This is a genomic window from Rhizobium sp. LARHSG275, assembly GCF_052871115.1.
Window position 1 is genome coordinate 79,391 of the sequence record NZ_JBIXJN010000013.1, and the last position, 25,370, is coordinate 104,760.

General features: G+C 59.6%; 30 protein-coding genes and 2 pseudogenes. 22 read left to right on the forward strand and 10 right to left on the reverse strand.

Going from position 1 to position 25,370, the window contains the following annotated elements; genetic code table 11:
• The first annotated feature begins 67 nt into the window (after nucleotides 1-67).
• Complete coding sequence (locus ACIPSK_RS18925) at nucleotides 68-871, forward strand: glycosyltransferase family 25 protein (RefSeq protein WP_162118208.1); 804 nt, start codon at nucleotides 68-70, stop codon at nucleotides 869-871.
• Here ACIPSK_RS18925 and ACIPSK_RS18930 read toward each other — a convergent pair.
• Both ACIPSK_RS18930 and ACIPSK_RS18935 read right to left on the reverse strand, forming a co-directional pair.
• Nucleotides 868-2,262: a HAMP domain-containing sensor histidine kinase gene (locus ACIPSK_RS18930; RefSeq protein WP_168724901.1), complete on the reverse strand. Its 1,395-nt coding sequence runs from the start codon at nucleotides 2,260-2,262 to the stop codon at nucleotides 868-870. The two genes, ACIPSK_RS18925 and ACIPSK_RS18930, sit on opposite strands and share 4 nt — an antisense overlap.
• A 147-nt stretch (nucleotides 2,263-2,409) precedes the next feature.
• On the reverse strand, nucleotides 2,410-3,087 hold the full coding sequence (locus tag ACIPSK_RS18935) for a winged helix-turn-helix domain-containing protein (protein WP_026154042.1): 678 nt from the start codon (nucleotides 3,085-3,087) through the stop codon (nucleotides 2,410-2,412).
• 341 nt (nucleotides 3,088-3,428) lie between these two features.
• Between ACIPSK_RS18935 and ACIPSK_RS18940 the strand changes: the two genes are divergently transcribed.
• The gene (locus ACIPSK_RS18940) at nucleotides 3,429-3,938 is read left to right on the forward strand and encodes a DUF2867 domain-containing protein (protein ID WP_162118207.1); all 510 of its coding nucleotides are present in this window, start codon (nucleotides 3,429-3,431) and stop codon (nucleotides 3,936-3,938) included.
• A 107-nt stretch (nucleotides 3,939-4,045) separates the two neighbouring features.
• Nucleotides 4,046-4,414 (forward strand): hypothetical protein, encoded by a 369-nt coding sequence (locus tag ACIPSK_RS18945; protein WP_162118206.1) that lies wholly within the window; start codon nucleotides 4,046-4,048, stop codon nucleotides 4,412-4,414.
• 85 nt (nucleotides 4,415-4,499) lie between these two features.
• Here ACIPSK_RS18945 and ACIPSK_RS18950 read toward each other — a convergent pair whose 3' ends face one another.
• Both ACIPSK_RS18950 and ACIPSK_RS18955 read right to left on the reverse strand, forming a co-directional pair.
• Nucleotides 4,500-5,300, reverse strand: coding sequence for an SMP-30/gluconolactonase/LRE family protein (locus ACIPSK_RS18950; RefSeq protein ID WP_162118205.1), 801 nt, complete (start codon nucleotides 5,298-5,300; stop codon nucleotides 4,500-4,502).
• A gap of 221 nt (nucleotides 5,301-5,521) precedes the next feature.
• A complete protein-coding gene (locus tag ACIPSK_RS18955; RefSeq protein WP_162118204.1) occupies nucleotides 5,522-6,400 on the reverse strand; it encodes an SDR family oxidoreductase in 879 nt (292 codons plus the stop codon).
• A gap of 125 nt (nucleotides 6,401-6,525) precedes the next feature.
• On the opposite strand from ACIPSK_RS18955, the gene ACIPSK_RS18960 reads away from it, so the two are divergent.
• The 13 genes and pseudogenes from ACIPSK_RS18960 to ACIPSK_RS19020 all read left to right on the forward strand — a co-directional run bounded on the left by ACIPSK_RS18960 (nucleotide 6,526) and on the right by ACIPSK_RS19020 (nucleotide 17,270).
• On the forward strand, nucleotides 6,526-7,170 hold the full coding sequence (locus ACIPSK_RS18960; protein ID WP_162118203.1) for a TetR/AcrR family transcriptional regulator: 645 nt from the start codon (nucleotides 6,526-6,528) through the stop codon (nucleotides 7,168-7,170).
• Between the two features lie 102 nt (nucleotides 7,171-7,272).
• Nucleotides 7,273-8,007 (forward strand): NADPH-dependent F420 reductase, encoded by a 735-nt coding sequence (locus ACIPSK_RS18965; RefSeq protein WP_162118202.1) that lies wholly within the window; start codon nucleotides 7,273-7,275, stop codon nucleotides 8,005-8,007.
• A 67-nt stretch (nucleotides 8,008-8,074) separates the two neighbouring features.
• The gene (locus ACIPSK_RS18970) at nucleotides 8,075-8,461 is read left to right on the forward strand and encodes a GFA family protein (protein WP_246709835.1); all 387 of its coding nucleotides are present in this window, start codon (nucleotides 8,075-8,077) and stop codon (nucleotides 8,459-8,461) included.
• 121 nt (nucleotides 8,462-8,582) lie between these two features.
• A complete protein-coding gene (locus ACIPSK_RS18975) occupies nucleotides 8,583-8,879 on the forward strand; it encodes a DUF982 domain-containing protein (RefSeq protein ID WP_017963265.1) in 297 nt (98 codons plus the stop codon).
• Nucleotides 8,880-9,304: 425 nt separating this feature from the next.
• Nucleotides 9,305-10,399, forward strand: coding sequence for a glycosyltransferase family 4 protein (locus tag ACIPSK_RS18980; protein ID WP_162118200.1), 1,095 nt, complete (start codon nucleotides 9,305-9,307; stop codon nucleotides 10,397-10,399).
• Between the two features lie 15 nt (nucleotides 10,400-10,414).
• A complete protein-coding gene (locus ACIPSK_RS18985) occupies nucleotides 10,415-12,619 on the forward strand; it encodes an amylo-alpha-1,6-glucosidase (protein WP_162118199.1) in 2,205 nt (734 codons plus the stop codon).
• Nucleotides 12,620-12,769: 150 nt separating this feature from the next.
• Complete coding sequence (locus ACIPSK_RS18990; RefSeq protein ID WP_162118198.1) at nucleotides 12,770-13,258, forward strand: hypothetical protein; 489 nt, start codon at nucleotides 12,770-12,772, stop codon at nucleotides 13,256-13,258.
• Nucleotides 13,255-14,472 carry an Nramp family divalent metal transporter gene (locus tag ACIPSK_RS18995; protein ID WP_162118197.1) on the forward strand — a complete coding sequence of 406 codons (1,218 nt, stop codon included), beginning with the start codon at nucleotides 13,255-13,257 and terminating at the stop codon, nucleotides 14,470-14,472. The genes ACIPSK_RS18990 and ACIPSK_RS18995 overlap by 4 nt, the downstream gene beginning before the upstream one ends.
• A gap of 1 nt (nucleotide 14,473) precedes the next feature.
• Nucleotides 14,474-14,839: a hypothetical protein gene (locus ACIPSK_RS19000; protein ID WP_162118196.1), complete on the forward strand. Its 366-nt coding sequence runs from the start codon at nucleotides 14,474-14,476 to the stop codon at nucleotides 14,837-14,839.
• Nucleotides 14,836-15,147, forward strand: a complete 312-nt coding sequence (locus tag ACIPSK_RS19005) for a PRC-barrel domain-containing protein (protein ID WP_162118195.1) — start codon at nucleotides 14,836-14,838, stop codon at nucleotides 15,145-15,147. Before ACIPSK_RS19000 ends, ACIPSK_RS19005 begins: the two co-directional genes overlap by 4 nt.
• A 55-nt stretch (nucleotides 15,148-15,202) precedes the next feature.
• Nucleotides 15,203-15,428: pseudogene (locus tag ACIPSK_RS19010) on the forward strand (hypothetical protein); the annotation flags it as partial.
• A 240-nt stretch (nucleotides 15,429-15,668) separates the two neighbouring features.
• Nucleotides 15,669-16,130, forward strand: a complete 462-nt coding sequence (locus ACIPSK_RS19015; RefSeq protein ID WP_162118194.1) for a DUF2231 domain-containing protein — start codon at nucleotides 15,669-15,671, stop codon at nucleotides 16,128-16,130.
• A 444-nt stretch (nucleotides 16,131-16,574) separates the two neighbouring features.
• Entirely contained in the window at nucleotides 16,575-17,270 is a 696-nt protein-coding gene (locus ACIPSK_RS19020; protein ID WP_017963273.1) for an SOS response-associated peptidase, read from the forward strand.
• Between the two features lie 487 nt (nucleotides 17,271-17,757).
• Here the strand turns inward: ACIPSK_RS19020 and ACIPSK_RS19025 are convergent.
• The 3 genes and pseudogenes from ACIPSK_RS19025 to ACIPSK_RS19035 all read right to left on the reverse strand — a co-directional run bounded on the left by ACIPSK_RS19025 (nucleotide 17,758) and on the right by ACIPSK_RS19035 (nucleotide 19,418).
• Nucleotides 17,758-18,353, reverse strand: a pseudogene (locus ACIPSK_RS19025) (general stress protein).
• Nucleotides 18,354-18,369: 16 nt separating this feature from the next.
• Complete coding sequence (locus ACIPSK_RS19030; protein ID WP_162118193.1) at nucleotides 18,370-18,684, reverse strand: PepSY domain-containing protein; 315 nt, start codon at nucleotides 18,682-18,684, stop codon at nucleotides 18,370-18,372.
• 344 nt (nucleotides 18,685-19,028) lie between these two features.
• Nucleotides 19,029-19,418 carry a RidA family protein gene (locus tag ACIPSK_RS19035; RefSeq protein WP_162118192.1) on the reverse strand — a complete coding sequence of 130 codons (390 nt, stop codon included), beginning with the start codon at nucleotides 19,416-19,418 and terminating at the stop codon, nucleotides 19,029-19,031.
• A 155-nt stretch (nucleotides 19,419-19,573) separates the two neighbouring features.
• Between ACIPSK_RS19035 and ACIPSK_RS19040 the strand changes: the two genes are divergently transcribed.
• From ACIPSK_RS19040 to ACIPSK_RS19065, 6 genes are all read left to right on the forward strand, one after another.
• Entirely contained in the window at nucleotides 19,574-20,167 is a 594-nt protein-coding gene (locus ACIPSK_RS19040; protein WP_162118191.1) for a TetR/AcrR family transcriptional regulator, read from the forward strand.
• A gap of 100 nt (nucleotides 20,168-20,267) precedes the next feature.
• Nucleotides 20,268-20,582 (forward strand): ArsR/SmtB family transcription factor, encoded by a 315-nt coding sequence (locus tag ACIPSK_RS19045; protein WP_003546150.1) that lies wholly within the window; start codon nucleotides 20,268-20,270, stop codon nucleotides 20,580-20,582.
• Complete coding sequence (locus tag ACIPSK_RS19050) at nucleotides 20,579-20,938, forward strand: SRPBCC family protein (RefSeq protein ID WP_162118190.1); 360 nt, start codon at nucleotides 20,579-20,581, stop codon at nucleotides 20,936-20,938. Before ACIPSK_RS19045 ends, ACIPSK_RS19050 begins: the two co-directional genes overlap by 4 nt.
• Before the next feature lie 46 nt (nucleotides 20,939-20,984).
• Nucleotides 20,985-21,596, forward strand: coding sequence for an ATP-dependent Clp protease proteolytic subunit (locus ACIPSK_RS19055; RefSeq protein WP_162118189.1), 612 nt, complete (start codon nucleotides 20,985-20,987; stop codon nucleotides 21,594-21,596).
• A gap of 376 nt (nucleotides 21,597-21,972) precedes the next feature.
• On the forward strand, nucleotides 21,973-22,191 hold the full coding sequence (locus tag ACIPSK_RS19060) for a hypothetical protein (RefSeq protein ID WP_162118188.1): 219 nt from the start codon (nucleotides 21,973-21,975) through the stop codon (nucleotides 22,189-22,191).
• Between the two features lie 164 nt (nucleotides 22,192-22,355).
• Nucleotides 22,356-22,613, forward strand: a complete 258-nt coding sequence (locus tag ACIPSK_RS19065; RefSeq protein WP_017963287.1) for a GlsB/YeaQ/YmgE family stress response membrane protein — start codon at nucleotides 22,356-22,358, stop codon at nucleotides 22,611-22,613.
• A 190-nt stretch (nucleotides 22,614-22,803) separates the two neighbouring features.
• Here the strand turns inward: ACIPSK_RS19065 and ACIPSK_RS19070 are convergent, their stop codons facing one another.
• The 3 genes from ACIPSK_RS19070 to ACIPSK_RS19080 form a co-directional block, all read right to left on the reverse strand.
• Nucleotides 22,804-23,658 carry a hypothetical protein gene (locus tag ACIPSK_RS19070; protein ID WP_348642932.1) on the reverse strand — a complete coding sequence of 285 codons (855 nt, stop codon included), beginning with the start codon at nucleotides 23,656-23,658 and terminating at the stop codon, nucleotides 22,804-22,806.
• Nucleotides 23,659-23,974: 316 nt separating this feature from the next.
• Entirely contained in the window at nucleotides 23,975-24,829 is an 855-nt protein-coding gene (locus ACIPSK_RS19075; RefSeq protein WP_162118187.1) for a DUF1236 domain-containing protein, read from the reverse strand.
• A 101-nt stretch (nucleotides 24,830-24,930) separates the two neighbouring features.
• Entirely contained in the window at nucleotides 24,931-25,326 is a 396-nt protein-coding gene (locus tag ACIPSK_RS19080) for a DUF1236 domain-containing protein (RefSeq protein ID WP_017963291.1), read from the reverse strand.
• Nucleotides 25,327-25,370: the final 44 nt, after the last annotated feature.

Here is a 25,370-nt window from a genome sequence, read left to right on the forward strand (position 1 = left end):
GAGGTCCCCGTGAGGTTTGGAGCGCAGGCTTGGCGCCATCAATGCCAAGTCGAAGGTCAGCTCTCTCATGAACATGCGCGCCACACCTGCCGCCCTTATGCCGGCCCTTCATCCGGTCAGCCTGCGGGTGAACACCTATCTGATCAATCTCGATCGTGCGTCCTTGCGCAGGTTTCGAATGGAACGCCTGCTGGAAAGCTTCGGCCTTGCCTTCGAGCGCGTGGCGGCGGTCGATGGGGCGGGGCTCAGCCTGCCGCATCCGGGCTTTGACGAAGCAGCCTATCTCAGCCGGCACGGCCGCCGGCCGAACCCTTTCGAGATCGGCTGTTATCTCAGCCACGTCGAATGCGCCAAGCGGTTCCTCGGCAGCCGTGCCGAGTTCGCCCTCATTCTGGAAGACGATCTCGATTTCGATGACGACCTGGCCGAGCTGCTCGAAGCCGCCCTCAAGCACCAGGCGCGCTGGGACATCCTGCGTCTGTCCACCGTCAATTCCGGGAAAAAGCACAAGGTGGAGCCGCTGACTGCGTCGCGCTCGCTTGCCATCGCGCTCACCCGCGAGAAGGGGTCCGGCGCCTATCTGATCAACCGCAAGGCAGCAGGCTGGATTGCCGGCGTGCTGGTCCCCATGCGCCTGCCCTATGATCTCGCCTTCGATCTGGAGTTCGACGATGGGCTTTGCGCCTGCTTCGTCGATCCGCTGCCGGTCAGTCAAAGGGCCGATCCCTGTTCCCAGATCCAGTCAGGGCTCTCGGCCTACCGGCTTGGCCGCCGCCGGCCGTGGAGCGTGCTGCCATATCGCGCCGCCGCCGAGCTGCGCCGCTTTGCCGCCCGCTTCAGCCGGCTCGCGGCATGGCGGATGAGAGGTTAGGTGTTTAGTCCCGGCATCAGCGGGAAGCCGATCGAAACGACGAGGCCGGGATGATTGTCCGCCATGCCGATCTCAGCCGAATGCAGGTCGGCGATCGCCTTGACGAGGCTGAGCCCGAGGCCGCTTCCCGGCGTCGCGCGGCTCTTGTCGAGCCGGTAGAGGCGCCGGAAAACCTTGTCCCTCTCGTCGGCGGGAATGCCGGGGCCGCTATCGGCGACCGAGAGGATGGCGCGGCCGTCCTGGCGGCGGAGCGAAACCGTGATGCCGGTTCCGGCCGGGCAATGGTTGATGGCGTTCTCCACCAGGTTGGCGATCATCTGCGTCAAGAGATCGCGGTCGCCCCGGATGAGCGCCGGACAGCGTTCCGCGATCGTCAACGCCATCTGCGCGTCTTCGGCGACGTCGACATAGACCTCGGAAATGACGGCAAGCACGGCGTCGAGATCGGTCGCCTGGAAACGCTCCTTGCGGGCACCGGCCTCGATCTGGGAAATGCGCAGCAGCGCCTCGAAGGTGGCGTTGATCCGGTCGCTCTCGTGTCTGGCTTCGTCAAGCAGCGCCGAAACATCCGCCTGCTGGTCGTTTCCGGCCACCGCCGCATCCAGCGTCAGGCGCAGCCTGTTGAGCGGCGTCTTCAGATCGTGGGCGATATCGGCGCTCACCTGCCGCATGCTCTCGACCAGTCTCTGCAGCCGCTCCAGCGCCGCGTTGATCTGGATCGCCACCGTATCGAGGTCGTCGCCGTTGCCGGTGATCGGAATGCGGGCGTCGAGCGCGCCGTGGGAGACATGGTTCATGGTATGGGCGACCCCGTCCAGCCGTGCCTGGGCCCGGAAGGCGAGGAAGACGCCGCCTCCGATCGCGGTCGCGACGACGATCGCGGCGGCCCATTCGAAGCTCACCAGCACGATCCGCAGCATCTCGTCGACATCGTTGAAATTTTCCGCCACCACCAGGCTGTAGGGGCCGATGGTCGAGACCTGCATCCGGTAGCGCTCATGGCCCTTCAGCCCGACATCGCCTGAGGTGACGGTATAGACGCCGTTCGGGATGCGGGGGGCGGCGAAATTGCCGGCAAGCTTGCGCCCGCCTGCATCCGTCAGCGAATAAAGCCCGTCGGAGGTCGACTGGAAGTTCGCATAATTGTTCAGCGTATTGATCAGGTCCTCGGGATCATTGGGCTCGTAGGTCGAGACGATCAACGAATTCATTTCGCCCAGCGACTGTTCGAGATCGCGCACGAGGCCGAGCCGCAGCATGTGATAGATGATCGCGCCGCTGAGGATGAAGGCGACGACGAAGAGCACGCCGAAGGTCACGGCAAGCCGGAACGGCGTGCTCCTGCGCAGGCTAGATGCCGAAAAGTGTGCGCGGTTTTCGGAGGACATCATGCTCTTGCTCTTCAAATTGCGAACAGGATTTGAGATTTTCCTGTTCTAGAGCGGTTCAGCTTTTCACGGAAACGCAGAAGCGCTCTAACTTTTTGTTTTTACGCAATTCCGGACGGAAAACCGCTTCGCACTTTTCCTGGAATTACTCTAGCGAGGCGCATGCAGGCTGTATCCGGTGTTGCGGACCGTGTGCAGAAGCTGGGCCTGGAACGGCTTGTCGACCTTGGCCCTGAGGCGGCTGATATGGGTCTCGACGACGCTGGTCTTCGGATCGAAGTGGAAGTCCCAGACCCGCTCCAGCAGCATCGTCTTGGTGATGACCCGGCCTTCGCCGCGCATCAGCACCTCGAGCAGGGTGAACTCGCGCGGCTGCAGCTCGATCACCTGGCCGGCGCGGCGGGCCTCCCGCCGGATCAGATCGAGCTCGAGATCGGCCACCTTCAGCACCGTCCTCTGCTCCTGCACCGGCGGCCGGCGGCCGAGCGCATTGACGCGCGCCATCAGCTCGGAAAAGGCAAAGGGTTTGACCAGATAATCGTCGCCGCCCGCCTCCAACCCCTCGACCCGATCGTCGACGCCGCCGACCGATGTCAGGAACAGCGCCGGTGTGCCGACCTTGGCCGCCCGAAGCGAACGCACGATCGCCAGCCCATCGAGGCCCGGCAGCATGCGATCGACGACGATGACGTCATAGGCCTCGCGCTGCGCCTGAAACAGCCCATCGCGGCCGTCGCCGAACACGTCACAGACATGCCCGGCCTCGGAGAAGCCCTTGGCGATATAATCGGATGTTTTCCGGTCGTCCTCGATAAGCAGGATTCGCATCAGCCCGATCGTTCCCGGCATGCCTGGGGCGAGATTTAGCCGAGAGGATGGCTTGGCGACAACTTACGGATTGGTAAGGTGATGGCAGGGGGAGTGGCCTTCCGCCGCAGCCGGGCGCCAGGAGTTTCCCGCCATTCCTTGGAAAGAAGTGATACGTTGAAGTCTCACCCGAAATGGCGTGCGGTTTTCACGTTCGTATCGATCTCCTTGCGAGGCGGCGGATATGAGCGACGAATGTCCAGGCCACGGCGCTTTCGATGGTGGCTATCGAGGAGAGACATGTTGATTTACCCTGCTTGCACGATTGCTACGCCCCACACCAGCATCCGGGACCTAAACGCATGACCAAAGCGCGCGCCGTGCCCATGCCTGGCAACAGCGTGCTTGCGCCGCTTTACGCGGGCGCGGACCTTTTAGACGCCTTTGCAATTCGACTGCCGGCGGGGGCAAGCGATGATCTGGAGGTGCTGGCACGCGCCGGCTTCGAGCGGCCGGCGGGGTGGATTCGTGCGCTCACTCGTATCCGCGATGTGGTGATGGCGACAGTCGGCGTCAAATCGTCGCGCGCCATCGGTCTTGCCGCAGCGGGGCGTGGGCCGGTTATCGGCTACTTCCCGCTGCTGTCAAAGAGCGCGACGGAGTTGGTCGTGGGCGAGGATGACTCGCATCTCGACTTCCGCGTCACGATCCAACTTCGCACCGATGCAGCAAATGGGCGCGAGCTGGTCGTGGGTACGGTGGTGCATTGCCATAATCGACTGGGGCGTATCTATCTCACGATGATAGCGCCGTTTCATCGCGCGATTGCGCGGGCAAATTTGGAACGGGCAGCAAGAGCAATGAAGATTTAAGCATGCTCGGTTCGACAAGAATGCCGTTCCTTCCATTTCGCTCTTCGTTGCAAGATAAAGCAGCGTAGATCTGTGATGTCCGCGCAACGCGATACAGGTTTGGTGAGATGGGTAAACTTTGGCAGCGGATCACCTATTACCGTCATCGCAGCGAGCTCTGGGCACTCGCTTTGGCGAAGCGGGCGCCTTGCTTGGCTATCTATCCGATTGGAATTGTCGTCTTGTTCTGGTGGGTGATTGCTCCGTTGCCGATTCTTTTCCCGATTCTCTTGCTCCAGAACCTCGGCAAGCTCGGCGAATTAATGTTGGCTCTCTTGGCAATCCCGGCTCTTGTGGCGTTGGGGTTCGCCTTACCATGGTTCTCCAGCTGGTGCGAAATTGGAACCAGTCTGATGTTTGGTCGCTTTATGGCCGCGAACGCCAAGGAGAAAGCCTTGACGGAATCAATCTATGCCTACCGGACGAGGGCCATTTGACCCCGCAGTGAGAGCTTTCACAAACTCCATCGCAGGGGCCTCTTCTGGAGAGCACGACGATCCGATCTTGTCTCCGGATGCGGCTCTACCCGTGAGGCCAACCCGCCCCGGCCGCCTCGACCTCGACGGACAACAGCTGGCCAGTTCCGCCCATCTGGTCCATCTTGTCCATCCCGAACCATCTGGCGGCAGTAATGTAGAGGGTGGTTCGATCAGGTCCACCCAGCATGCAGGCGAATGCGCCGCGATCGAGCTTGACTTCATCGAGGAGCGCGCCGCCTTCACGAACCCTGCGGCAGTAAGCATTGGGGACGTCGGCGTACCAGATCGCGCCTTCAGCGTCGAAGCATATGCCATCGGGCGGCCCGGGAAGATCGGCCCAAACTCTTCGATGGGAGAGTTGCCCGTCGGCGGCGACATCAAACGATGTCAGCCGTTTCGCCCAGCTTTCGGCGCAAACCAGCGTGCGCCCGTCCGCAGAGAGAGCCATTCCGTTCGGAAACTGAAAGCCTTCCGCTTGTGTTTCGACCGTCCCGTCTGGATGTATCAGCAGGATCGCCGGGCCGTTGACGTAGATGCGGCCTTGCGGATCGATCACGATCTCGTTCCAGCCATTCGCTCCTAACTCGGCGAATTCTTCCAGTCCGGAGCCGTTGAACCGCAGCAGATGCGATGCCCCGGACGCGATGACGTACATGTCGTCCTGTGGTCCGAAGTCGAATGACAGGGGCGGGGCTTTGGCGGTTGTCGCCACTCTGACAGTTCCGTGCTCGCTGAAGGCCAGGATTTCGCCGCTTGTCCAATCCGCGAACCACAGCTCGCCGTCATGCCATCTTGGGCATTCGACCAGCCCCCGGCCTTCCAACCGAACCCTTGCCCTGTTCATTTCGGCCTCCTGTCGCTCTGCGCCTCGGCCCGTCGAATGGAGCCACGGTGTAAAGACGAACAAGCAAAGCCTATGCCGACATGTGTCTGGCGAAAGGGCAATCATGGCCGCGACTGGTTACGCAGAAAGTGCCACAAGCCTTGCCGGTATGCGGCGTCGCAAACGGGTCCGGAGTACCCCCTCAAAGGGCGGCGGGTGGCACCACCCGCCAACCCAGAGTCTCAGATCACGCTCGACATGCCGAGCGCGCTGAGCAGGTCGTTCTGAATCGGGCTTACCGAATCGTTCAGCCGCTGGACACCGAGATCCATGCCCTCAGGCATGACGACCGTGCGCAACGGACGCCGTTCCGTGGCCTCGACCAGCCGTGCGATGGCATCGGCAACCATCTGGGGCCGCGGCGGATTAGCCTCGTCATGTCCGTCGTTGGCGTGGGCCTTGATCTGACCCGGTATCGCCGCAACCTCGCCGTAGGATGCAAGCACGGTCTGGTCGGATGGCTCCGGGCTCGACGAGATGAGGTTGCTCGGGAATGGCCCCGGCTCGACGATGACGGAATCGATTCCAAATCCCTTCAGCTCGTACCGATAGGCTTCGGCAAGCGCTTCGAGCGCGAACTTGCTCGCGGAATAGGTGCCGAAGAACGGAAAGACCACCCGACCCATCAGCGATGTCACATGGACGAGCAACCCGCTGCTGGCGGCACGCATATGCGGCAGAACGGCGCGGTCGGCCCGCACGGCGCCGAAGAAATTGACCGCAAATAGCCGTTCGACGTCCGCGACAGTATAGGCTTCCGTGACCCCGACAGGCATTATGCCGGCATTGTTGATCAGGGCATCGATCTTTCCGTGCTGCTTGACGACCTGGTCGATCGTGGAATTGACCGACGCCTCGTCGGCAACGTCCATGTCAAGGACTTGCAGCACACGCCCTTCAGCTTTCACCGCCTCGATAAGATCGCTCCGCACCTGGGCATTTCGCCCTTCGACGTCCCGCATGGTCGCAACCACCGTATGGCCCCGCCTTGCAAGCTCCAATACCGTGAGTTTCCCAAAACCACTGCTCGCACCTGTTACAACAACGACTTTTCCGCTCATCCTAAGTCCTTTCCATGAAATCCAAGGGGCGTCGCACCATATAGACAGACCTGTATGTGCTTGCAATCACAAAGTTGACAGAATAGTCTGTCTATAAGCGGACAATGAATCTGAGGTGATGGAAGATGCCAACGCGCAGCGTGCTTGAATTTGTGGATGTGGAGGGACAACCGCTTAATGCGCTTTCCCCGCGAGAACGAATATTAAAGACGGCATCGGACCTGTTTTACCGGTTCAGCATCCACTCTGTCGGGATCGACCGCATCATTGCCGAAAGCGGCGTGGCGAAGATGACGTTCTACAAACACTTTCCATCGAAGGCCGACCTGATCGCTACCTATTTGCGTTACAAAACGGACACCTGGTTTCAGATGCTCGCAACCTCGACTGAAAGAGCCGGGCTGTCGCCGCTGGAGCGTGTCCTCGCTATTTTTGACGCGATGGAGGAACCGTTCCGCGCGCCTTCTTTCCGCGGCTGCCCATTCGTAAAGGGGTTGGCCGAGTTCGGACCGGAGGCCAATTCCCCAGACGTACAGGCGACCATCGCCGGGTATTTCAGGGGCTTGCATGAATTTGTTGCGTCACTCATCGAGCCCTTGGCATTGAGCAATCCCGAAAGAGCCGTGATCCAGATCCTGTCGCTCTTCCAAGGCGCGATCGTGATCGCACAATCGACGCGCGATCCTGCTATTGTGGAGGCAAACCGCGATGCAGCCAGAGTGTTGCTGGAAGATGCGTTGATCTCGTCGTCCGAACCCGGAGTTCGTTAGGTGGTGGGGTAGGCGACCCGGCGCCACCGTCGCTCGAGGTCGCGGCTTCCCACGTCTCCGTTGGAGTGCGTTGAATCCAATATTCGCAGCAAAGGAAATGTTATGAAGATCGGAATTATCGGCGCAGGGAACATCGGCGCGACGCTGGCGCGAAAGCTCGCGGCCGCTGGGCACGAGATCAAGCTTGCCAATTCCAAGGGCCCGGAATCTATTCGCGAGCTTGCAGCGAAAGTTGGTGCGACGGCAACGACCAAGCAAGATGCCGTGGCGGGGGTGGATGTTGTGATCCTTTCGGTCCCGTTTTCGGCTCATCGCGATCTTGCCGATTTATTCGCAAATGTTCCCGAGAACGTCGTTGTCGTAGACACGTCCAATTATTACCCATTCCGTGACGGAACGATCGCCGACGTCGATGATGGCAAACCGGAAGCGGTCTGGGTCAGCGAGCAGATCAACCGACCGATCATTAAAGCCTGGAATGCGGTGCTTTCTGCGACGCTCGCGGAAAAAGGCGTAGACAAGTCGCAACCCGGCCGCATCGCCCTTCCGGTAGCGGGTGATGACCTCGAAAAGAAGTCGATTGTCATGCAACTGGTAGAGGCGACGGGCTTCGACGCTCTCGATGCCGGGGGTCTCGCGACCTCGTGGCGACAACAGCCAGGCACGCCTGCCTATTGCACGGAACTGTCTGCCGACGAGCTGCAAACGGCGCTTGAAAAAGCTGATCAGAACCGCTCGGCGGGCAACCGCGACGCCCTGATCAAGGTCTTCATGGACAAAGGCGGCAGCCTTACTCACGATGAAATCGTAGCCCGAAACCGCACCGGGTCCGCGTGAGCGATAAGGAGACATCATGAAGTCCTCAGACCAATTCACGCCATGATGGCGGATGACGGGAGCTCTTATGCATAAAGGCAGCTGTCTCTGTGGCACAGTGAAATACGAAGTTCGCGGCGAGCTAGGTGCGGCGATCTATTGCCATTGTTCGCGTTGTCGCAAGGCGACCGCTACCGCATTCGCGAGCAATGCGCCCGTCGCGACCAGTGACTTCGTCATCATTGAGGGCGAGCCGGCGCTGAAGGCATTCGATTCTTCGCCAGGCGTTCATCGCCTCTTCTGTTCCAACTGCGGTTCGCCCATCATCAGTCGCCGCGATGCGGTGCCGGATGTCGTGCGCTTGCGGCTGGGGACGCTCGATACGCCGCTGCCAGCGCCGCCGACCGCGCATTACTTCGTCGCCTCGAAGGCCGAGTGGTACGATATACACGACGACTTGCCACAGTTCGCGTAGCACATCATCGATGCCAGCACGAAAGCCATCCCCGGTGACGATCTCAGCCAAACCGCGATCTTGAAGAGCGGAATTCCGTTGCCTAAATCAGCGGCACTCACGCCATGAAAGGAGGTAAACGATGGCACTTGATACTTTTGAACACCCGATTTACGCGCAACGGAAGTACTTCGTGCAAGAGATCGCCGGGCTTGACGATCTTTTTGATTTTCTTGACGAATGGCCGGAGGAGAAACGCGATGTCACCTATGAGGTGATGTTGGACGCCTGCCAGAAAGCCGCCAACCGTCAACTTCCCGCGTCGGTCGTCGCGGCGAATTTCAGTCGCTTTCTCAGAACGCATGGCAAGCTCGCAGACATAGAAGACGTGCCCCCGCACCTGCGGCGGGTCAGCGATCGAAATGTCTCAGAGATCTAGTACCGAAGGTGATAGCCACGCGGCCCAGGGAGGCCCGAGGGGCGCGCGTCGCCCAGCTCATCCGTCCGGTTGAAAGTAGATGTCCTGGTAGGCGTTCAACGCCCTGGAGCCATCCGCAATTGCCGAGCGGTTCGACCGGGCTCCCTGCGTTCGCAATGACCACACTTCGAAGACGACGTCGGCGGCTGCCTGCGAAAGCGACGCGCTGTTGCGGAAGAAGACCAGCTAGCGAGCCATTGCGCCGGAACCAAAACACGCTCGCTGAGTTCGGCAAAATGAAGTCCTGATGGGACTGGGAAGGCCTACTGGAAAGGAGGACGCAGGAAGCAGCCGTTGCAAATTTAGGATTCAACTGCCGCATGCCTTTTAGTATGCGGCCCCGATTTTTGCGGTCGACTCTCTGCTCACCTGAGGAGATTTTGCCGATGAAGATCGCTCAGATTGCCCCGCTTGCAGAAAGTGTTCCGCCGAAATTGTACGGGGGAACCGAGCGGATTGTTTCGTATCTTACCGAAGAGCTGGTGGCCCAAGGCCACGATGTGACGCTGTTTGCCAGCGGTGATTCCGTTACCGATGCCCGCCTCGTGCCGTGCTCGAACGTTGCCCTGAGGCTAAATCCCGCCATCAAGGACCACCTGCCGCATCAGATCCTTATGCTTGAGGAAATCCGCAGGCGCGCGCACGAATTCGATGTCCTGCATTTCCACGTCGATCTGCTGCATTTCCCGCTGATCCGACATTTTGCCGACCGCACCGTCACGACGCTGCATGGGCGGCTCGACCTGCCTGATCTCTGGCCTTTCTACAAGGCGTTTCCGGATATTCCCCTGGTATCGGTCTCCAATGACCAACGCCACCCAATGCCGCCGGTCAACTGGTTGGGGACGGTCTATCACGGCCTGCCCGCTAGCCTCCTGTCTTTCACGGAAAAGCCGGCGGGCGGTTACCTCGCGTTCCTCGGACGGATCGCTCCGGAGAAGCGGCCTGACCGGGCGATTGAAATCGCCGCCAAGGTCGGCATGCCGCTGAAGATCGCCGCCAAGATCGACAATGCCGACAAACATTATTGGGAAACGGCAATTCAGCCGATGGTGATGAGCCATCCGAACGTTGAGTTCATCGGCGAGATCAACGATCATCAGAAGGCGGACTTCCTGGGCAATGCCGGCGCGTTGCTTTTCCCGATCGACTGGCCTGAGCCCTTCGGGCTTGTGATGATCGAGGCGATGGCCTGCGGCACACCGGTTCTGGCCTTCCGCTGCGGCTCGGTCCCGGAGGTGATCGACGACGGGATCTCGGGAATTTTGGTCGATACCGTTGCCGAAGCTGTCGAGAACGTCGAATGGGCACTGCAGCTTGATCGACGCAAGGTGCGGGCGAACTTCGAGCGACGCTTTACTGCGGGACGTATGGCAAGAGACTATCTCGCGGTCTACGGCCAGCTGCACGGATTTTGCGCAAAAGCCGCGCACCGCCGGCGCCCGAACCCTGAGATATCCATTGGCCAGGTTGTGGCATAAAAACCGGAGGCGACAATGACGACATCGGCAGGCGGCAATCCAAATCCCGCCGCAACGAAGCAAGTGGCGCCGATAGCGCAGTTCTTCATTCCCGCTGCCGCGTCGCTGCAGGAACGGCAACCACGGACACTGAAGCATGGCGATACATTTGCGGTTTTCGACCACAATGGCGATGCTCTTTGCGGGCCAGGAAGTCCCGACGGGCTCTATCACCGCGACACGCGATATCTTTCGCATCTCTACCTGACGCTCGAGGATAGGCGTCCGATGCTGCTGTCGTCGACATTGCGCGACGACAACGCCACGCTCACCTGCGATCTCACAAACCCGGACTTCCTTGGCAAAGATGGAAAGCTGCGTCTCGAGCATGATCTCATCCATATTCGAAGGACACGCTTTCTATGGGCGGGGCGTTGTTATGAGCGCCTGGCAGTGACGAACTATGACGACAGCGATCATCACCTGCGGATGAAGCTGCAATTCTTTTCGGACTTTGCCGACCTCTTTGAAGTGCGAGGCACCGTGCGGGCAAAAAGAGGCCGTAGCCTGCCGGCCGTCATCGAAGATGGAAGCGTCCTTCTGTCCTATATCGGCCTCGATGGAAAAACACGGACAACCCGCGTCTCGTTCGATCCGGCTCCCGATGAACTCGCACCGGATCTGGCGGTCTACGACCTCCACTTGAGCGCGCGCGGCAGTCGCTCGATCTTCATCGAGATCGACTGCGACCGTTCGGACAAGGATCGCCGCGTCAACGGCTTTTTCCTGGCCATGCGCGATGCTCGACGGGCATTGCGGTCTTCGATGGCAAGGACGGCATCGGTCTCGAGTTCCAACCAGATCTTCAACCAGCTTGCGCGGCGAAGCGTGTCCGACCTTTACATGTTGATCACCGACACGCCTGAAGGGCCGTACCCTTATGCCGGGACGCCGTGGTTCAGCACGGTGTTCGGCCGCGATGCGATCATCACCGCGCTGCAGACGCTCTGGCTGGATCCCGCCATTGCAAAGGGGGTGCTTCGCCATCTCGCCGCCAACCAGGCGACCGAGATCAATCCCGCTTCGGATGCCGAACCCGGCAAGATCCTCCATGAGGTTCGCTTCGGTGAAATGGCCGAGTTGGGGGAAGTTCCGTTCCGCCGTTACTACGGCAGCGTCGATTCGACCCCGCTGTTTATCATGCTGGCGGGGAGTTACCTGGACCGCACCGGTGACACGGCCACCCTTCATCAGCTTCTGCCGCATATCGAGGCGGCGCTGACCTGGATCGACGAATATGGCGACCGCGACGATGATGGCTTCGTCGAATACGGGCGCCAGACCTTGGAGGGCCTGATCAACCAAGCCTGGAAGGACAGCCACGATTCGGTCTTTCATGCGGACGGGACACTCGCCAAGGGACCGATCGCGATTGCCGAGGTACAGGCCTATGTCTATGGCGCGTGGCAAGCGGGCGCGGAGATATTCCGCCGGCTCCACCGGCCCGAGCGCGCGGCGAAATTGCTGGCGAAGGCAGAAGCGCTGCGGCGTGCTTTCGACCTCCGTTTCTTCGACGAGGAACTCGGTACGTTCGTGCTGGCGCTGGACGGAGACAAGCGAGCCTGCCGGGTTCGCTCTTCGAATGCCGGCCATGCTCTCATGACCGGCATTGCCTACCCCGAAAGAGCCGAACAGGTGGTTCGCACCTTGATGAACGCCTCGTCCTTCTGCGGCTGGGGCATTCGCACTATTCCCGCCACCGAGGCGCGCTACAACCCGATGAGCTACCACAACGGCTCGATCTGGCCGCACGACAATAGTCTGATCGCCATGGGGCTTGCGCGCTACGGCTTCAAGGCAGCAGCAGCGCAGATCTTTGAAGGTCTGTTCGCAGCCTCGACCTATATCGATCTACGCGGGCTTCCCGAGCTGTTCTGCGGTTTTGCCCAGCGGCGGTCGCACGGACCGACCTTCTATCCCGTGGCGTGCTCGCCGCAGGCCTGGGCCGCGTCAGCGCCTTTGTCGTTGCTGCAATCGTGCCTCGGCCTGGATTTCGACCCGAACGCCTCACAGATCAGCTTCAACCAGCCGCGCCTGCCGGCATTCCTGGATGAGATCACCCTGCGGCATCTTATGGTTGGCTCCGGATCCGCTGACGTCGCCATTCGCCGATCCGGCCGACAGGTCGTCGTAGACGTCGTGGGTCGCAAGGGAGATGTACGCGTTCTCACGACCGCTTAGTTCGGCAACCTCCGCAGCATCTGCTCGGCGGCCCCACCCAAAGGTGCCCCCTGCGCTTGCGCACAAATTTGGAACTTAGACGATCGATAGCGGGTTAGTTGATGATCGAATTTTTATGACATTGCCTTGTTTGCAGTGAGGAGATGCATTTTGATCCTGTGTTTGTTGCGGAGCAGCTCTACCGACGTTGCAAAAGCTTCGATGTCACAACTTTCGCGGCATAAGCGGCGAGGCAGGTTTCCTCCATTTTGGAAAATAGCTTTATCGGCGTTTCTATCGCTGTCCCTCGTCTCCTGCACGAACGAGAATGAGCGGTTCGATAAGCAAATGCAGCAGATCCTCTCCTGGAGTGCCAGCGCCGAAATGATCCTCGATGCCCGCATCGCTAAAAATGTTCCAGAAGGTTTCACCGATCTCGCAGTCGAGAAATGCCAGACGGAGATCTCCGATATCGCATCACAGCTGCCGCAAACGGCGCGAACCGCCCACGCCAGAGCTGCCGTCGTCATGCTGAATGGATTGATCTCTGCGGCGCATGACGAGATTGGCCATGGCCGCCTTGAACAGGGGCACCAGCACATCGCCGAGCTCCACCGCTATCAGGCCGAACAGCGTTCGACCCTTGGAGCGGGCGGATGAAAAAGCTGCTTCAGATATCACTTGGAATCGTAACCAGCGTCGGAGGGTTTATCGAAACCGGTCAGATTGCGACCTCGGCCCAGGCCGGCGCAGCATATGGATTCAGCCTGCTTTGGGCCATTGCCATTGGTACAGTCTGCCTCATTTTCCTGATCGAAATGTCCGGGCGATTTGCCATCGCCAGCCACCACACCGTTGCGGATGGAATGAGAGAGCGATTTGGATCGAACTATTTTCTGCTCACGCTGCTGATCGTTTCGATCGTCAATCTTCTCGTCCTGGCGTCGGAGATCGGCGGCGTTACCCTGGCATTGCAGTTCGTCAGTGGCGTGGACTATCAGTGGTGGGCCTTGCCTGTCGCCTTCATCGTGTGGCTTCTGCTCTGGAAGGGCACGTTCGGCATGATCGAGGACGGCGTCGCTATACTGGGCCTGGTAGCGCTGTGCTTCGTGGTCGGGGTATTCGTCATGGATCCGCCCTGGCTGGAGGTGGCCAAAGGTCTGGTGCCGACGCTGCCGGACAAACAGCCGCTGCACTATGGATTCATTGCCGTCAGCATTCTCGGTGCCGTCATCGCTCCGTTCCTGTTCCTGTTCTACTCGTCAGGCGCAATCGAAGAAAAATGGGACAAGAGCTTCTTTGGCGCCAATCGCGTAATCTCGACGCTCGGCATGAGCTTTGGCGCCGTCATCGCAGCCGCAATCTTGATCGTGGCGGCACTCGCCTACCCGCCGCGCGGCATCACCGACATCGAAGGGTATGACCAAATTGCGCCGGTCTTGACTCCGGCTTTGGGCAAATGGGGTTTTTACCTGTTTGCAGCCTCGCTTGGCATCACCTGCTTGGGCGCCGCGCTGGAAGCTAGCCTTGGTCAGGCCTATCTGGTTGCCCAGGGTTTCGGCTGGAACTGGTCGGAAGACGCCAAGCCGAGGACCAACCCGGCCTTCTCGCTCGTCTATACAGGTTTCATCGCAGTTGCCTTCATGCCGATCGCGATTGGGGTCGATCCTCTCCAACTCACTATTTTTTCGATGGCGATCACGGCCTTGGCCTTGCCCTTTGGCGTGGTTCCGTTTTTGTTTTTGATGAACGATCGGAATTATGTCGGCGATCATGGCAATGGATGGATCAGTAACACTGCCGTGCTGGTCATCATCGGCCTCTCGTTTATCGTCGCTCTCATAACCATTCCGTTGCAAATATTCGGAGGATGATATGCTTCTGATCCGCGACGTTCTTGACAAGCAAATGGTTGACAAAGAGCAAAATCGTATCGGTAAGGCAGACGGGATCGTCCTGTACCTGTCTGATGGGAACGCGCCCGAGGTCGCGTTCATTGAAATGGGCAGTTTGACGCTGTCGCGGCGGCTGGGCCGCCGGCCCCATCGCTGGATGCTTTGGATTCGCAGGGCCGCAGGCGCAGAGGGCGCGGCCGAGATTTTTCGTGTGCCATGGGCAAAAGTGAGAGACGTGGGTGTCGACATCGAAGTGGACGTGGATCGACGCGTGACGCCGTTGGGGCGATGCCAGGAATGGCTGGAGCAGCACGTGATCAACCGGATACCGGGAGGGCAATCATGAAAGAGGTCCAGCTCGAGTTGCTTCTGGGCAAACAGGTCTACGACCTTGACGGCAAGCCTGTCGGGCGTGTGGAAGAGGTCAGGGCAGAAGCACGCGGTGAGAATTTTTATGTCATCGAGTATCACCTCGGTGCTTACGGCCTTTTTGAACGGCTGTCCGCCCTGGCCATTGGCCGCGCCGTTCTGACCGCCCTGGGGGCGGCAGGACCTGGCAGCAAGATATTGGTACCATGGGACCAGCTCGACATAAGTGATCCAGAGCATTTGCAGGTGACATGCCGCAAAGCTGCCCTACAGACTCTTGGCTGAATCGGTCGGCAATAATCGATTGTAGATTGCGATCGCTCTCCCACCAAGACCCTGCGGCAACGTCCGCATCCTGGATCGCGACAAGCCGATCGAGATCGCCGGCGGCTGCTATGGGGTCCCCCGAGCAGGCGTACCAGCGGCTGATCGATGGGCCGAATCTGAGATGGTTCGTCCGGTCGCGCGCCCCGGCAGACCGCATGCCATCGTCGCGCGGTAGCCCAGAAGCTGCCTCCGGCATTGACACGATCAAGCAGAAGGACGTCAGGCCCGTGGGTCGGTGATCCCGATCGCGGCCAGCCGTGATCCCGATCGCGGCCAGCCGTGATCCCGATCGCGGCCAGCCGTGATCCCGATCGCGGTTCAGTCGTGATCTCAAAGTCGTTGTCATGAACGATAAGCCCTGGAAAACCTGAAGCCTTCGCAAACCTGCTCGAAATTGCCTTCATCCCCGACGAGCCGGGAACCGAACATGCCGCCGTTTGTTTTCACAGCGCATAAGCTGAGCACGTCGGAGCGAGCACATGAACCCGAAAAGCACGTTGAGCATCGCCGGCCATCCGATCCATCCCATGTTGATCCCGTTCCCGGTGGCCTTCTTCGTCGGAACGCTTGTCACCGATATCCTTCACAGCCAGTCCGGCGACCCGTTCTGGCCGGCGGCGTCGAACTGGATGCTGGCGGCCGGCCTCGTCATGGCAGCACTGGCGGCACTCGCCGGATTGACCGACTTCTTCGGCGATAGCCGCATCCGCAGCTTGCGGGCTGCGTGGTTTCACATGATCGGCAACATCGTCCTCGTTCTGATCGAGGCCGTCAGCCTTTGGCGTCGGGTCGTACAGGGCCCTGATTTCATCGTGCCGACCGGGCTGGCGCTGTCTTTGATCGCCGTTGCGCTGCTGCTGTTCAACGGCTGGAAAGGCTGGGAAATGGTGTATCGTCACCGGGTCGGCGTCAGCGAAGAAACCGGCAATTCAACGCGGTGAGGGAGGCGGCAAACGTCCGCACGTCTAGCGTCCTCTGGCCGACGGACAACCCTCCTTGCGGCGCGCAAGGACTCGAGCCGGGTTTAGATCGCCTTCAGTCCGTAGCTGTCGTTTAGCGATCTCGAGGTAGACGACCGCTTCGCGCCCGGTCCGGTCCATTCACAAAAAGAGGACCATGGAGCGGAAGCATAGCGAGCATTCCGTGCCGGCGAGCGCCGCCAGCTGCTTGCGACTGCCCTGTAAGCCGGATGTTGTTTGACACCAGGTTCCGGAATTACAGGGAATATTACGGGGCGGATCCTCCCACTTCATCAGCAACGTCTTAAAAAGCAATTGCCCCGGATTGGGTATCGATTGTTCGGTTCCGCACGGGAACGGTTCTGTTGCCTTGACCTGCCGAGGCAGGATTACATCTAAATAAGTAGTTCCCAATGGCATGGTCGAATGTGTAGTCGCGTTTATATCAAGGAATCGCTTCACGAGCTTGCGCGTAGGTTCGCTTTCGCCGGACAAGGCGACCTTGACGGCCTGGTTGACCGCATCCCTCGATATAACGGCGCGCCGCGGCTGGTCTACGCGATCATCATCCAAGACGCAGGGCCGGAGACGGATATCATGGCGCCGGTCTTTGCAATGGCGGTATGGGGCCTGGTGCCCGCATTGATGAAACCGAGCGACCGGCGTCTCCCATTGATCAATATTCGCTGCGAAAACATTGCCACGCATGGACTTTCCGGACCTGCCTATCGGTCGCGCCGCTGCCTGATCCCAGTCAATGGCTTCTTTGAGTGGAAGTACGCCAGCGGCCGGGACAAACAACCTTATGCTGTCGCGATGAAGACCGACGTTCTGTTCGCTCTTGCCGGCATTTGGGAGGTCTGGCGTCACCCGGCTGGCATCGATATCCGCACCTTCGCTGTCATCACCTGCCCGTCGAATGAGTTGATGGCGAACATCAGTAAGCGAATGCCCGTCATCCTCCGTCAAAAGGATTATGAGCGCTGGCTATCTCCTGATCCAAATCCATCCGACCTGATGAAGCCATACCCGGCGGAGCTTATGACCATGTGGCCGACCGGAACGGGCGTTGACAGCCTGAAGAACACCGGCCCCGAAATCATCCAACCCGGTTGCTCTTGATCCGCAGCGTTGGAATTGTCGGCCTAGCTGAGGGGCCGCAACCGCCGTCCATGCTGCCATGACGTCAGCCATCTTGAAAAGGAATAGAGTATCGCGCACCTGAACACAATAAGAACATCGGCGCTGCGGCCGCCAAATCTGAAGATCAGAACGTCTTGCTCATAAGCAGGATAGGAACCGGAGCCCCGCCACGCTCGTCGAAGAATTTCTTGACGGGTTGGTACCAGCAGGCGCGATATAGTGGCTCTCCGGCCGCGGTAGCTGCCAGCTCAGCACGGGCGAAACCCTCGGCCTTGGCGGCACGCTCTTTTGGCCCTTCGAAAATCTGAAATCTTCGCAAACCTGCTCAAATCTCGAGGGCGGCGGCAAACGTCCGCAAACTCCATCGCAAGAGCTTCCCTTGGGCCGGCATAGGGACGGTTTCGCGTGCTCTGGCCGACAGCCAACTCTCCTCGCGAGGCGCAAGGAGGGTTGAACTCAAGGCCGATTAAACGGCTGTCCGCCGATACCGGTCGCGCTCTTGCGCGATCTGCTCGGGGGAGTAGCGATCGGGCGCGTCGTCGAACCGGGTCCATCCCTGCTCGTTATAGGCACGCCGGCGCCGACCGGGTCGACCCGGTTCGAACCCTGGAGGATGGCCTGCGCCTCGGAGGCGCGGGCGTCGTCGACCTTGGCCGTGACCAGGCTGCCGCCACGGCGGACACCTTCGGCATAGAGGTGGGCATCGTCTTGCGAAACACCCGAGTCGGTGAGGGCGCCGATCAGGCCACCAACCGCACCGCCAGTGACGGCGCCGGCGACAGCCCCGGCCGCAGTCACGGCGAGCCAGCCTGCGGCAACCGCCGCTCCGACACCAGGAATGGCCATCAGGGCCAGTCCGGTGAGCAGGCCGCCGGCGCCACCGACGGCAGCGCCGATGCCGGCGCCGATCGCTGCATCCTCAGCAACGCCGGAGCGATGGACCCGGCCAGCCTTGTTGGAGACGATACTGATGTCGTTCGAGGGAATACCTGCCGCTTCCAATTTGGTGACGGCGGAGCGAGCGTCCGAATAGTCGTCGAAAACTCCGGTTACAGTTCTCATGATGCTTCTCCTTGGGCTACCTGGCGACGATGTTGCCTCGATAATCGAGGGCGGAGACGGCTTTCCCGTCCTTCATGCCGCAGGCCATCCAGATCCCATTGTCGTCGAGCTTGAGATTCTTGACTTCGGTGTAACCCGCTTCCGCAATACGATCCTTCGCCTGAGCTTCGGTAAGGCTGTTGGCGCCCTCAACGGGCGCAGTCGGATTTTTGGTGTCTGGGATTACAACCGCAGATATATCTCCATCCGCAGGTGGAGCCGGTGTTGTCTGGGCAAGGGCTGCAACTGTAGACGCGCAGAGAATGGTCGCCGCAAAGGCGATCTTCTTCATACGTGGTTCCTCCACTTTGCGGATCAGATGAAGATCCTTGCGGTCAAAACACGCAGAGGCGATCTTTGTTCCCGGAGAATATGTGCTTGATTTTTCTATATATATGGCAAGGCAGGCGGCCTGTCGGACTATTCTCTATCGTGCCGGGCCAATGCAAGCAGACAACAATGGAAGGGACATCCGGTGATCCATGCCACGCCTCCAGGAAGCTTCTGAGAGTGAGATCGGATCTTTAAATCTAAAGTTGTGATACTGTTAAATGGTCAGGAGGTGGCAGGGCGGGGCCGCTCTTCTGCCGGGCGCTTCGTGCGGCGACGGATGCGGCCCCGCCGATGTCAGTGACTTCACGGAATACGGGCGATGACCTTGATCTCGAAGTCGAAGCCGGCAAGCCAGTTGACGCCGATGGCGGTCCAATTCGGGTAGGGCGGCTTGCTGAACATCTCCTGCTTGACCGCCATGATCGTTCCGAACTGGTTTTCGGGATCGGTGTGGAAACTGGTGACGTCGACGATATCATCCAGCGTTGCGCCGGCGGCACTCAGCGTCGCCTTCAGGTTTTCGAAGGCAAGCCGGACCTGGCTTTCGAAATCGGGTTCGGGAGTCCCGTCCGAACGGCTGCCGACCTGTCCGGACACAAACAGCAGATCACCGGATCGGATCGCGGCGGAATAGCCGTGCTTTTCGTAAAGAGCGTGCCTGTCGGCCGGAAAGATTGCTTCGCGATGGGTCATTCTGATCTCTCTTCATTGTTGACAACGACCGTTGAGCGCGACGTATCGCTTCACATCTCACGCCCAATTTGATATACGGATCGTATGTGAAATGTATGAGATGCGCATCGTATGCCAAGTCCATATACGCTTCGTATATGAAACTGAGGGATGGAATGGCTAGGAAACGCAGCGAAACGATGCAGGAAAACCGCGTCAAATTGATCGCGGCGGCGCGAAAGGCTTTTGCGGAAAAGGGCTACGCCGCAGCATCGATGGATGAGTTGACGGCCGACGTCGGGCTGACACGCGGCGCGCTCTACCACAATTTCGGAGACAAACGCGGGCTGCTGGCGGCGGTGGTCGATCAGATCGACACGGAGATGGCGGTGCGCGCGCAAGAGATCGGGGCGCGCGCAGGCAGCGATTGGCACGGCCTGCTCGCCGAGGGTGCGGCCTATATCGAGATGGCGCTGAACCCGGAAGTCCAGCGCATCGTTCTGCTCGACGGACCTGCGGTGCTGGGCGATCCCTCGCAGTGGCCGAGCCAGAATAATTGCCTGCAGGTGACCAGGAGCACCGTTGCGCGCCTGATCGCTCAAGGCATGCTCAAGCCGCTCGACCCGGAGGCGGCCGCCCGATTGCTGAGCGGCGCGGCTCTCAATGCCGCCCTCTGGATCGCCGCCAGCGAAGACCCAGAGAGCGTGATGCCAAAGGCGGTCGAGGCTTTCCATGCCTTGGCGGCAGGCCTGCTGGCGGAGCATTTGTGATCTGCCAAAGGGCGAAAGTCGAGCGAAGGGACGGGGGACAACGGAAAAGCCATCGAGAAACAGACTTGCGAATCGCATAAGTGTGTGCTTATGTGTGTGCATGATCGAGAATGACATTTTCCGAGCCTTGGCTGACCCGACCCGCCGCGCGATCTTCGAGAAGCTGGCGGCGGGCGGCATGAACGCCAGCGCCCTGCGTGAGGGCATGGAGATCAGCCAGCCGGCAATGTCGCAACACCTCTCGGTTTTGCGGAGCGCAAAGCTCGTGAGGGAAGAACGGCAGGGGCGTTTCGTGAATTACGAAGTCGATCCGGAGGGGCTGGCTCTCATCGCACAGTGGTTGGCGAAATATCGCGCCTACTGGCCTGCCCGCATCGAAGCTCTCAAGGTCTTGCTGAAGGATATGGACCAATGAACGATCAAAAGGCCAAGGAGCAGAAAGGCGGCATAGAACTGGAGTTCGATCTGGATGAACCGCCGCAAAAGGTCTGGCGGGCAATCAGCATTCCGGAATTTCGGGAAAACTGGTTGCCGAAAGACGCTTTAGCCGATCCCACCCCAGCCACGATCACACCTGGCGAGGAAGTCCGTTACAGCCTGCGCGACGACGCTCCACCTTTCCTTGAAAGCACGGTGACGTTCACGATCGTCCCGAACGCGACCGGCGGCACCCGCCTGCGTATTATCCACGAGCTTACCGACACGAGGCTTGACCGGATGGCGAAAACGGCCGCGAACAGCAACGCTCCGGCCCTCATGCTCGCCGCCTGACGCGGCAAGCTCTCCCCTTTGATTTCTGGAAGATTGGAGTTCGCCGATGCGCGAAGCGATGCAACTCGTCCCTATGGTCATAGAACAATCCAGCAGAGGGGAGCGGTCCTTTGACATTTACTCCCGCCTTCTGCGCGAACGCATCATCTTCCTCAATGGCGAGGTCAACGATACCGTTTCCGCTCTGGTCTGCGCCCAGTTACTGTTCCTCGAGGCCGAGAACCCAAACAAGCCGATCAATCTCTACATCAATTCTCCGGGCGGCGCCGTGACCAGCGGCCTCGCCATGTACGACACCATGCGCTTTATCCGCGCGCCGGTTCATACGCTTTGCATGGGGACAGCCCGTTCCATGGGATCGTTCCTGCTGATGGCAGGCGAGGCCGGCGGAAGAGCTGCTTTGCCCAATGCCAGTATCCTCATTCACCAGCCATCCGGTGGCTTCCAAGGGCAGGCTTCCGACATGCTGATTCATGCCGAAGAAATTCTGAAGACCAAGCAGCGCATGACGCGGCTCTACGCGGAGCATTGCGGACGCTCCTATGAAGACTTCGAGCGCGGGATGGATCGCGACCGCTTCATGACGGCGGAAGAAGCATTGGAATGGGGTCTTATCGACCGTATTCTAAAGGTTCGGGAAGCCGAAGTTCCCGATTGAAGCGACACTTGTTTTCCCAACTTTTGCAACTTCGCAGAATAGACGGTTTTGCGATGCCGGCAAAAGAGTCCAGGCCGGGCGGAACCGTTGCTGCGGCTATCGGTTAATCCGCCGAGGTCGCGGCGCGCCAATCGGACGTGACGGAGATGGTATACGCACCGGTTTTTCCGATTTCTCGGTGCAGGCAACGAAATGCCAGGCGAGCACCTTACCCGCCGCGATCTCATCCCAACAGGATTTGGCGAGGATCGACCGTCAGCCAGGGAAGCAAATCGATCGCTGTCTCCTGCGCGCGGAAACCGCCGCCCGCCATCAAAGGCGGAGGAACATGTGAGCGACCATGCTCCGTGTGGATCGATCAGAGGAGGAAAAGGTCATGAGCAAAAATAATTGGAAGGTCGGGCTTCGCGCCAAGCTGGAGCATCTCGTCGACGACTGCGTTGTGGCCGGGGCCAGGCAGCAGGACGTCTTCGATGCGATCATCAAGGAGATCGGCAATCTGCGAGCAGCCCTTGAGCGCGACCCCGACCCTGCCGACGACGATGTTGCCGTCATAGAGGAGCCTGCGAACGATTGGCCGGCAGCCGACAAATGACCTGAAGCAGATCGAGGAGGGGCACGCGAGCGCTTTGGGGTGCTTATGGAACCAACTGGCGCGGCAAAGATTTACAGTCTTGTCGCTTGGCAATCGGTTTAACTTGGATCTGCGAGATCTGATTGCCCGCGCCGGCCGCTCATCATTCACAAGGGGGAATTGCTATGGAAAGTGCAGGTATCGGCTGGATCGCCGCAATCGTCATCGGCGGCATTGCCGGCTGGCTCGCCGAATTGCTCATGAAGAGCAACATGGGCGTGCTGATGAATATCATTCTGGGTATTGTCGGCGCCATCGTCGCCAACTTTATCCTGTCGCTCTTCGGCGTCGTCCTTGGCGGATGGCTGGGTTATCTCATCGCGGGCTTCATCGGAGCCTGTATCCTCATCGCTGTGGCGAGAATGGTCAGGCGGACGGCCTGATCAAACAGGAGGCGGCCTCGCAAACCGGCCGCCTTCATTGCTTGCTATGTCGTTTTCGTAGATGCAGGCGCGGGATCGCAGTCACCGTTCTCTCCCAACTGCTAAGCATTGCCTCGCGCGCGACCAACATGCTTTTACTAGTGGCGAGAGCTGAGCCATGACGGGAAAGTCGACGACACTCGAGACGCAATCATCCGCCGCAAACATCAATTGCGGCCAGATCATTCTCGACGGGACGGTTCAGTTTGAATTGCTGATGCAGACCCACGACTTGGGCGCGATAGATGACCAATAATCGGTTGAGTGCGCTGAGAATCATGTCCGCATCGTATTCGCAGTAAGAATCCGTAAGGGCTTGCTGCACATCTGGAGTGGACCGTCGGTCGAACCTAGCGAGGACGGTTATCTCCGGGGTTCGGTCATTGAGCCAATCATCAGACTGCATTATGTGTTGGCGCAATTCGTCCAGCAGGGTTTGAGAGTAAAAGAGTTCGCCGCGCTTGGCTCGCCTGTATGTCTCGTGCGCCGCCGCGAGCCCCTTGCTGATAGAGATATCGATCTCGTCTGTCGTTAGGGCGAAGTTCAGCTCTTTGGAGCGATCAACGAGGCCAGTGACGATTTTTTCAGGATCGTAAAGGATAATCATGGGGAGCCGATACCAAGGTGAAGGCGTGAGCTTCTCAGTATCGAGATAGAAGACATCGAGCTTGTTGAAGGGTTGGAAATGTGAAACGCAGTGCCCAGTGCCGGGCATCCACTCGTTAAACAAAAAGCCCGGCCATTGCTGCGGTAACTCCCGCCGATGCTCAACGAACCAGCTATGGCGTTCATGGCGCACAACAACTCGAAGGTCTATATCGGAATATGCGTCCGAACTTCCCGCTGCGAGCGAGCCGGAAACGAAAATGCCTAACACATTTGGGTCGACGCTAAAGTAATCGAAAGCCACCGAAATCAATCGGTCTCTCTGGCGTTGGCAGGCGTGGCCCAGTGCGAGGAGATGAGCTCGCCGTTCCAGCGGTTTGCTGAGCGGTGCCTCGAACACGGGCCGCGCTACTTATCCGAACGGCGCCGACGAGGTTGTGGCGAGCGTCGTCGCCGAACAGCAGATTGAAAACAAACTCTGTCGCCGGCGCATCTTCTGATGTGCGTAGATCAATCCATGACATGCAGGGCGGAGACCGGCGGCACGCCATCCGCCGCCTGATTGTTCCCCCCGGGAATTCCGGCGGCGCGCAAGGCGCCGCCGGGACATGCCTGCTAAAGCAATTCCAGGAAAAGTGCGAAGCGGTTTTCCGTCCGGAATTGCGGCGAGACAAGAGGTTGAGCGGTTCTGCTTTTCGATGAAAAGCTGAACGGCTCTAGGCCTCGATGATGTAGACAATCTCAAGAGTATCGGGATCGACGATGATGATCCGGCCATCCGCAAGGATGAAGTAGCGGTAGCCTTCATACTGCGGAACGATCTTCACGATGCGTGGCGGCAGTGGTTCGAGACGAACCTTCTTCGGGATCTTCGTTCCGACGGAGACCGTGAAATTCACTTCCTTCACCGGCGCAACATGGACCTCCTTCACCGCTGTTCGAATTTCAGTCTGCTGTTCGACGGAAATGTTGACGTTGGTCTTGGACGTCTGATTGTTCGTCGTGGTGTTGTTGTTGACGTTGGTTTCGGAAGAGCTCTTGTTCGTCGTCGAAGAGTTCTGGTCGGTCGGCTGCTTCGTGGTGGCGGCGTTGCCGGAGCCCTCCGCAGGCTTGGCATTTTGCGTGCTGCTGTTCGTGCCTGAGGTGGCTGAGCCGCTTGTATCGGTGCTGCCGGACTTGGCGGCGGGCTTCTGTTCGGTCGTGGTGGCGCCGCCGGCGTCTTGCGATCCGGGTTTGGCTTCTGTCGAAGACTTGCCGGAGGCAGTTCCGCTCGTCGAAGAATTATCGTTCGAAGGCTGCCCGGCGCTCTTTTTCATGTCCGAGCCCTGGCCGGATTTCTGCTGCGATGACTGGTCCTTGCCTTGTGGGCAGGCTCCCGACGCGTCGGGGGTGCAGTCGGTGCCGGTGGTCTTGGAGCCGGACTGCGAACCGGCATCCGTACCGGTCTGTGAACCGGATTGGGCCTGGCCGCCGCTCTTTGTGTTCTGTTGGGCTGCGGCGGGCAATGTAGCAAGTGGAGAGACACTGAGTGACAGCGCCGCCAGGAGCATGGTGAGATGGTTGCTTTTCATGATCAATCTCCGAGGTTTCGGGCGCGCGATTCCGTCCCGCATTCTCATGCGTTTGCATGCATGCCCTGATTATCGTAAGGGCGGCCGAAGCCGCCCGAAGGTCACTGAATGACCTGGATGACCTTCCGGGAGGAAGGTTCGACGATCACACGCTCATCATTGACGATCGCGTATGCATATTTGGGGTCATCGGGAACTGGCGTGACGACCACGGTCTCCGGCAGAGGTTGTCCGACGACGACCTTCTCCTTGACCACGACGCGCTTGGTCGGGGCGGGAGCCTGCTGAACATAGGTCACCACCTTCTGCGGCGGCGGTTCGATGGCGCTGCCTGCCACGCCGCCGGCGATGCCGCCGACAGCAGCACCGACCGGGCCACCAACGGCTGCACCCGCTGCAGCGCCGCCTGCTGCGCCCGTGACCGTCGACGACTGCGCAAAGGCTGACGTCGATGCCAACAGGATGCCGGCGGCGATTCCTACTAGTTTGGTATTCATCTGTTTTCCTCCTTGGATGCGGTTGGTTTCGCTGCGCAGCCAAA

What these genes read in the sequence shown, in the direction of transcription:
- ACIPSK_RS18925 (WP_162118208.1), top strand. Translation starts at nt 68, where the DNA reads ATGAACATGCGCGCCACACCTGCCGCCCTTATGCCGGCCCTTCATCCG.
- ACIPSK_RS18930 (WP_168724901.1), bottom strand. Translation starts at nt 2,262, where the DNA reads ATGATGTCCTCCGAAAACCGCGCACACTTTTCGGCATCTAGCCTGCGC.
- ACIPSK_RS18935 (WP_026154042.1), bottom strand. Translation starts at nt 3,087, where the DNA reads ATGCGAATCCTGCTTATCGAGGACGACCGGAAAACATCCGATTATATC.
- ACIPSK_RS18940 (WP_162118207.1), top strand. Translation starts at nt 3,429, where the DNA reads ATGACCAAAGCGCGCGCCGTGCCCATGCCTGGCAACAGCGTGCTTGCG.
- ACIPSK_RS18945 (WP_162118206.1), top strand. Translation starts at nt 4,046, where the DNA reads ATGGGTAAACTTTGGCAGCGGATCACCTATTACCGTCATCGCAGCGAG.
- ACIPSK_RS18950 (WP_162118205.1), bottom strand. Translation starts at nt 5,300, where the DNA reads ATGAACAGGGCAAGGGTTCGGTTGGAAGGCCGGGGGCTGGTCGAATGC.
- ACIPSK_RS18955 (WP_162118204.1), bottom strand. Translation starts at nt 6,400, where the DNA reads ATGAGCGGAAAAGTCGTTGTTGTAACAGGTGCGAGCAGTGGTTTTGGG.
- ACIPSK_RS18960 (WP_162118203.1), top strand. Translation starts at nt 6,526, where the DNA reads ATGCCAACGCGCAGCGTGCTTGAATTTGTGGATGTGGAGGGACAACCG.
- ACIPSK_RS18965 (WP_162118202.1), top strand. Translation starts at nt 7,273, where the DNA reads ATGAAGATCGGAATTATCGGCGCAGGGAACATCGGCGCGACGCTGGCG.
- ACIPSK_RS18970 (WP_246709835.1), top strand. Translation starts at nt 8,075, where the DNA reads ATGCATAAAGGCAGCTGTCTCTGTGGCACAGTGAAATACGAAGTTCGC.
- ACIPSK_RS18975 (WP_017963265.1), top strand. Translation starts at nt 8,583, where the DNA reads ATGGCACTTGATACTTTTGAACACCCGATTTACGCGCAACGGAAGTAC.
- ACIPSK_RS18980 (WP_162118200.1), top strand. Translation starts at nt 9,305, where the DNA reads ATGAAGATCGCTCAGATTGCCCCGCTTGCAGAAAGTGTTCCGCCGAAA.
- ACIPSK_RS18985 (WP_162118199.1), top strand. Translation starts at nt 10,415, where the DNA reads ATGACGACATCGGCAGGCGGCAATCCAAATCCCGCCGCAACGAAGCAA.
- ACIPSK_RS18995 (WP_162118197.1), top strand. Translation starts at nt 13,255, where the DNA reads ATGAAAAAGCTGCTTCAGATATCACTTGGAATCGTAACCAGCGTCGGA.
- ACIPSK_RS19000 (WP_162118196.1), top strand. Translation starts at nt 14,474, where the DNA reads ATGCTTCTGATCCGCGACGTTCTTGACAAGCAAATGGTTGACAAAGAG.
- ACIPSK_RS19005 (WP_162118195.1), top strand. Translation starts at nt 14,836, where the DNA reads ATGAAAGAGGTCCAGCTCGAGTTGCTTCTGGGCAAACAGGTCTACGAC.
- ACIPSK_RS19015 (WP_162118194.1), top strand. Translation starts at nt 15,669, where the DNA reads ATGAACCCGAAAAGCACGTTGAGCATCGCCGGCCATCCGATCCATCCC.
- ACIPSK_RS19020 (WP_017963273.1), top strand. Translation starts at nt 16,575, where the DNA reads ATGTGTAGTCGCGTTTATATCAAGGAATCGCTTCACGAGCTTGCGCGT.
- ACIPSK_RS19030 (WP_162118193.1), bottom strand. Translation starts at nt 18,684, where the DNA reads ATGAAGAAGATCGCCTTTGCGGCGACCATTCTCTGCGCGTCTACAGTT.
- ACIPSK_RS19035 (WP_162118192.1), bottom strand. Translation starts at nt 19,418, where the DNA reads ATGACCCATCGCGAAGCAATCTTTCCGGCCGACAGGCACGCTCTTTAC.
- ACIPSK_RS19040 (WP_162118191.1), top strand. Translation starts at nt 19,574, where the DNA reads ATGGCTAGGAAACGCAGCGAAACGATGCAGGAAAACCGCGTCAAATTG.
- ACIPSK_RS19045 (WP_003546150.1), top strand. Translation starts at nt 20,268, where the DNA reads ATGATCGAGAATGACATTTTCCGAGCCTTGGCTGACCCGACCCGCCGC.
- ACIPSK_RS19050 (WP_162118190.1), top strand. Translation starts at nt 20,579, where the DNA reads ATGAACGATCAAAAGGCCAAGGAGCAGAAAGGCGGCATAGAACTGGAG.
- ACIPSK_RS19055 (WP_162118189.1), top strand. Translation starts at nt 20,985, where the DNA reads ATGCGCGAAGCGATGCAACTCGTCCCTATGGTCATAGAACAATCCAGC.
- ACIPSK_RS19060 (WP_162118188.1), top strand. Translation starts at nt 21,973, where the DNA reads ATGAGCAAAAATAATTGGAAGGTCGGGCTTCGCGCCAAGCTGGAGCAT.
- ACIPSK_RS19065 (WP_017963287.1), top strand. Translation starts at nt 22,356, where the DNA reads ATGGAAAGTGCAGGTATCGGCTGGATCGCCGCAATCGTCATCGGCGGC.
- ACIPSK_RS19075 (WP_162118187.1), bottom strand. Translation starts at nt 24,829, where the DNA reads ATGAAAAGCAACCATCTCACCATGCTCCTGGCGGCGCTGTCACTCAGT.
- ACIPSK_RS19080 (WP_017963291.1), bottom strand. Translation starts at nt 25,326, where the DNA reads ATGAATACCAAACTAGTAGGAATCGCCGCCGGCATCCTGTTGGCATCG.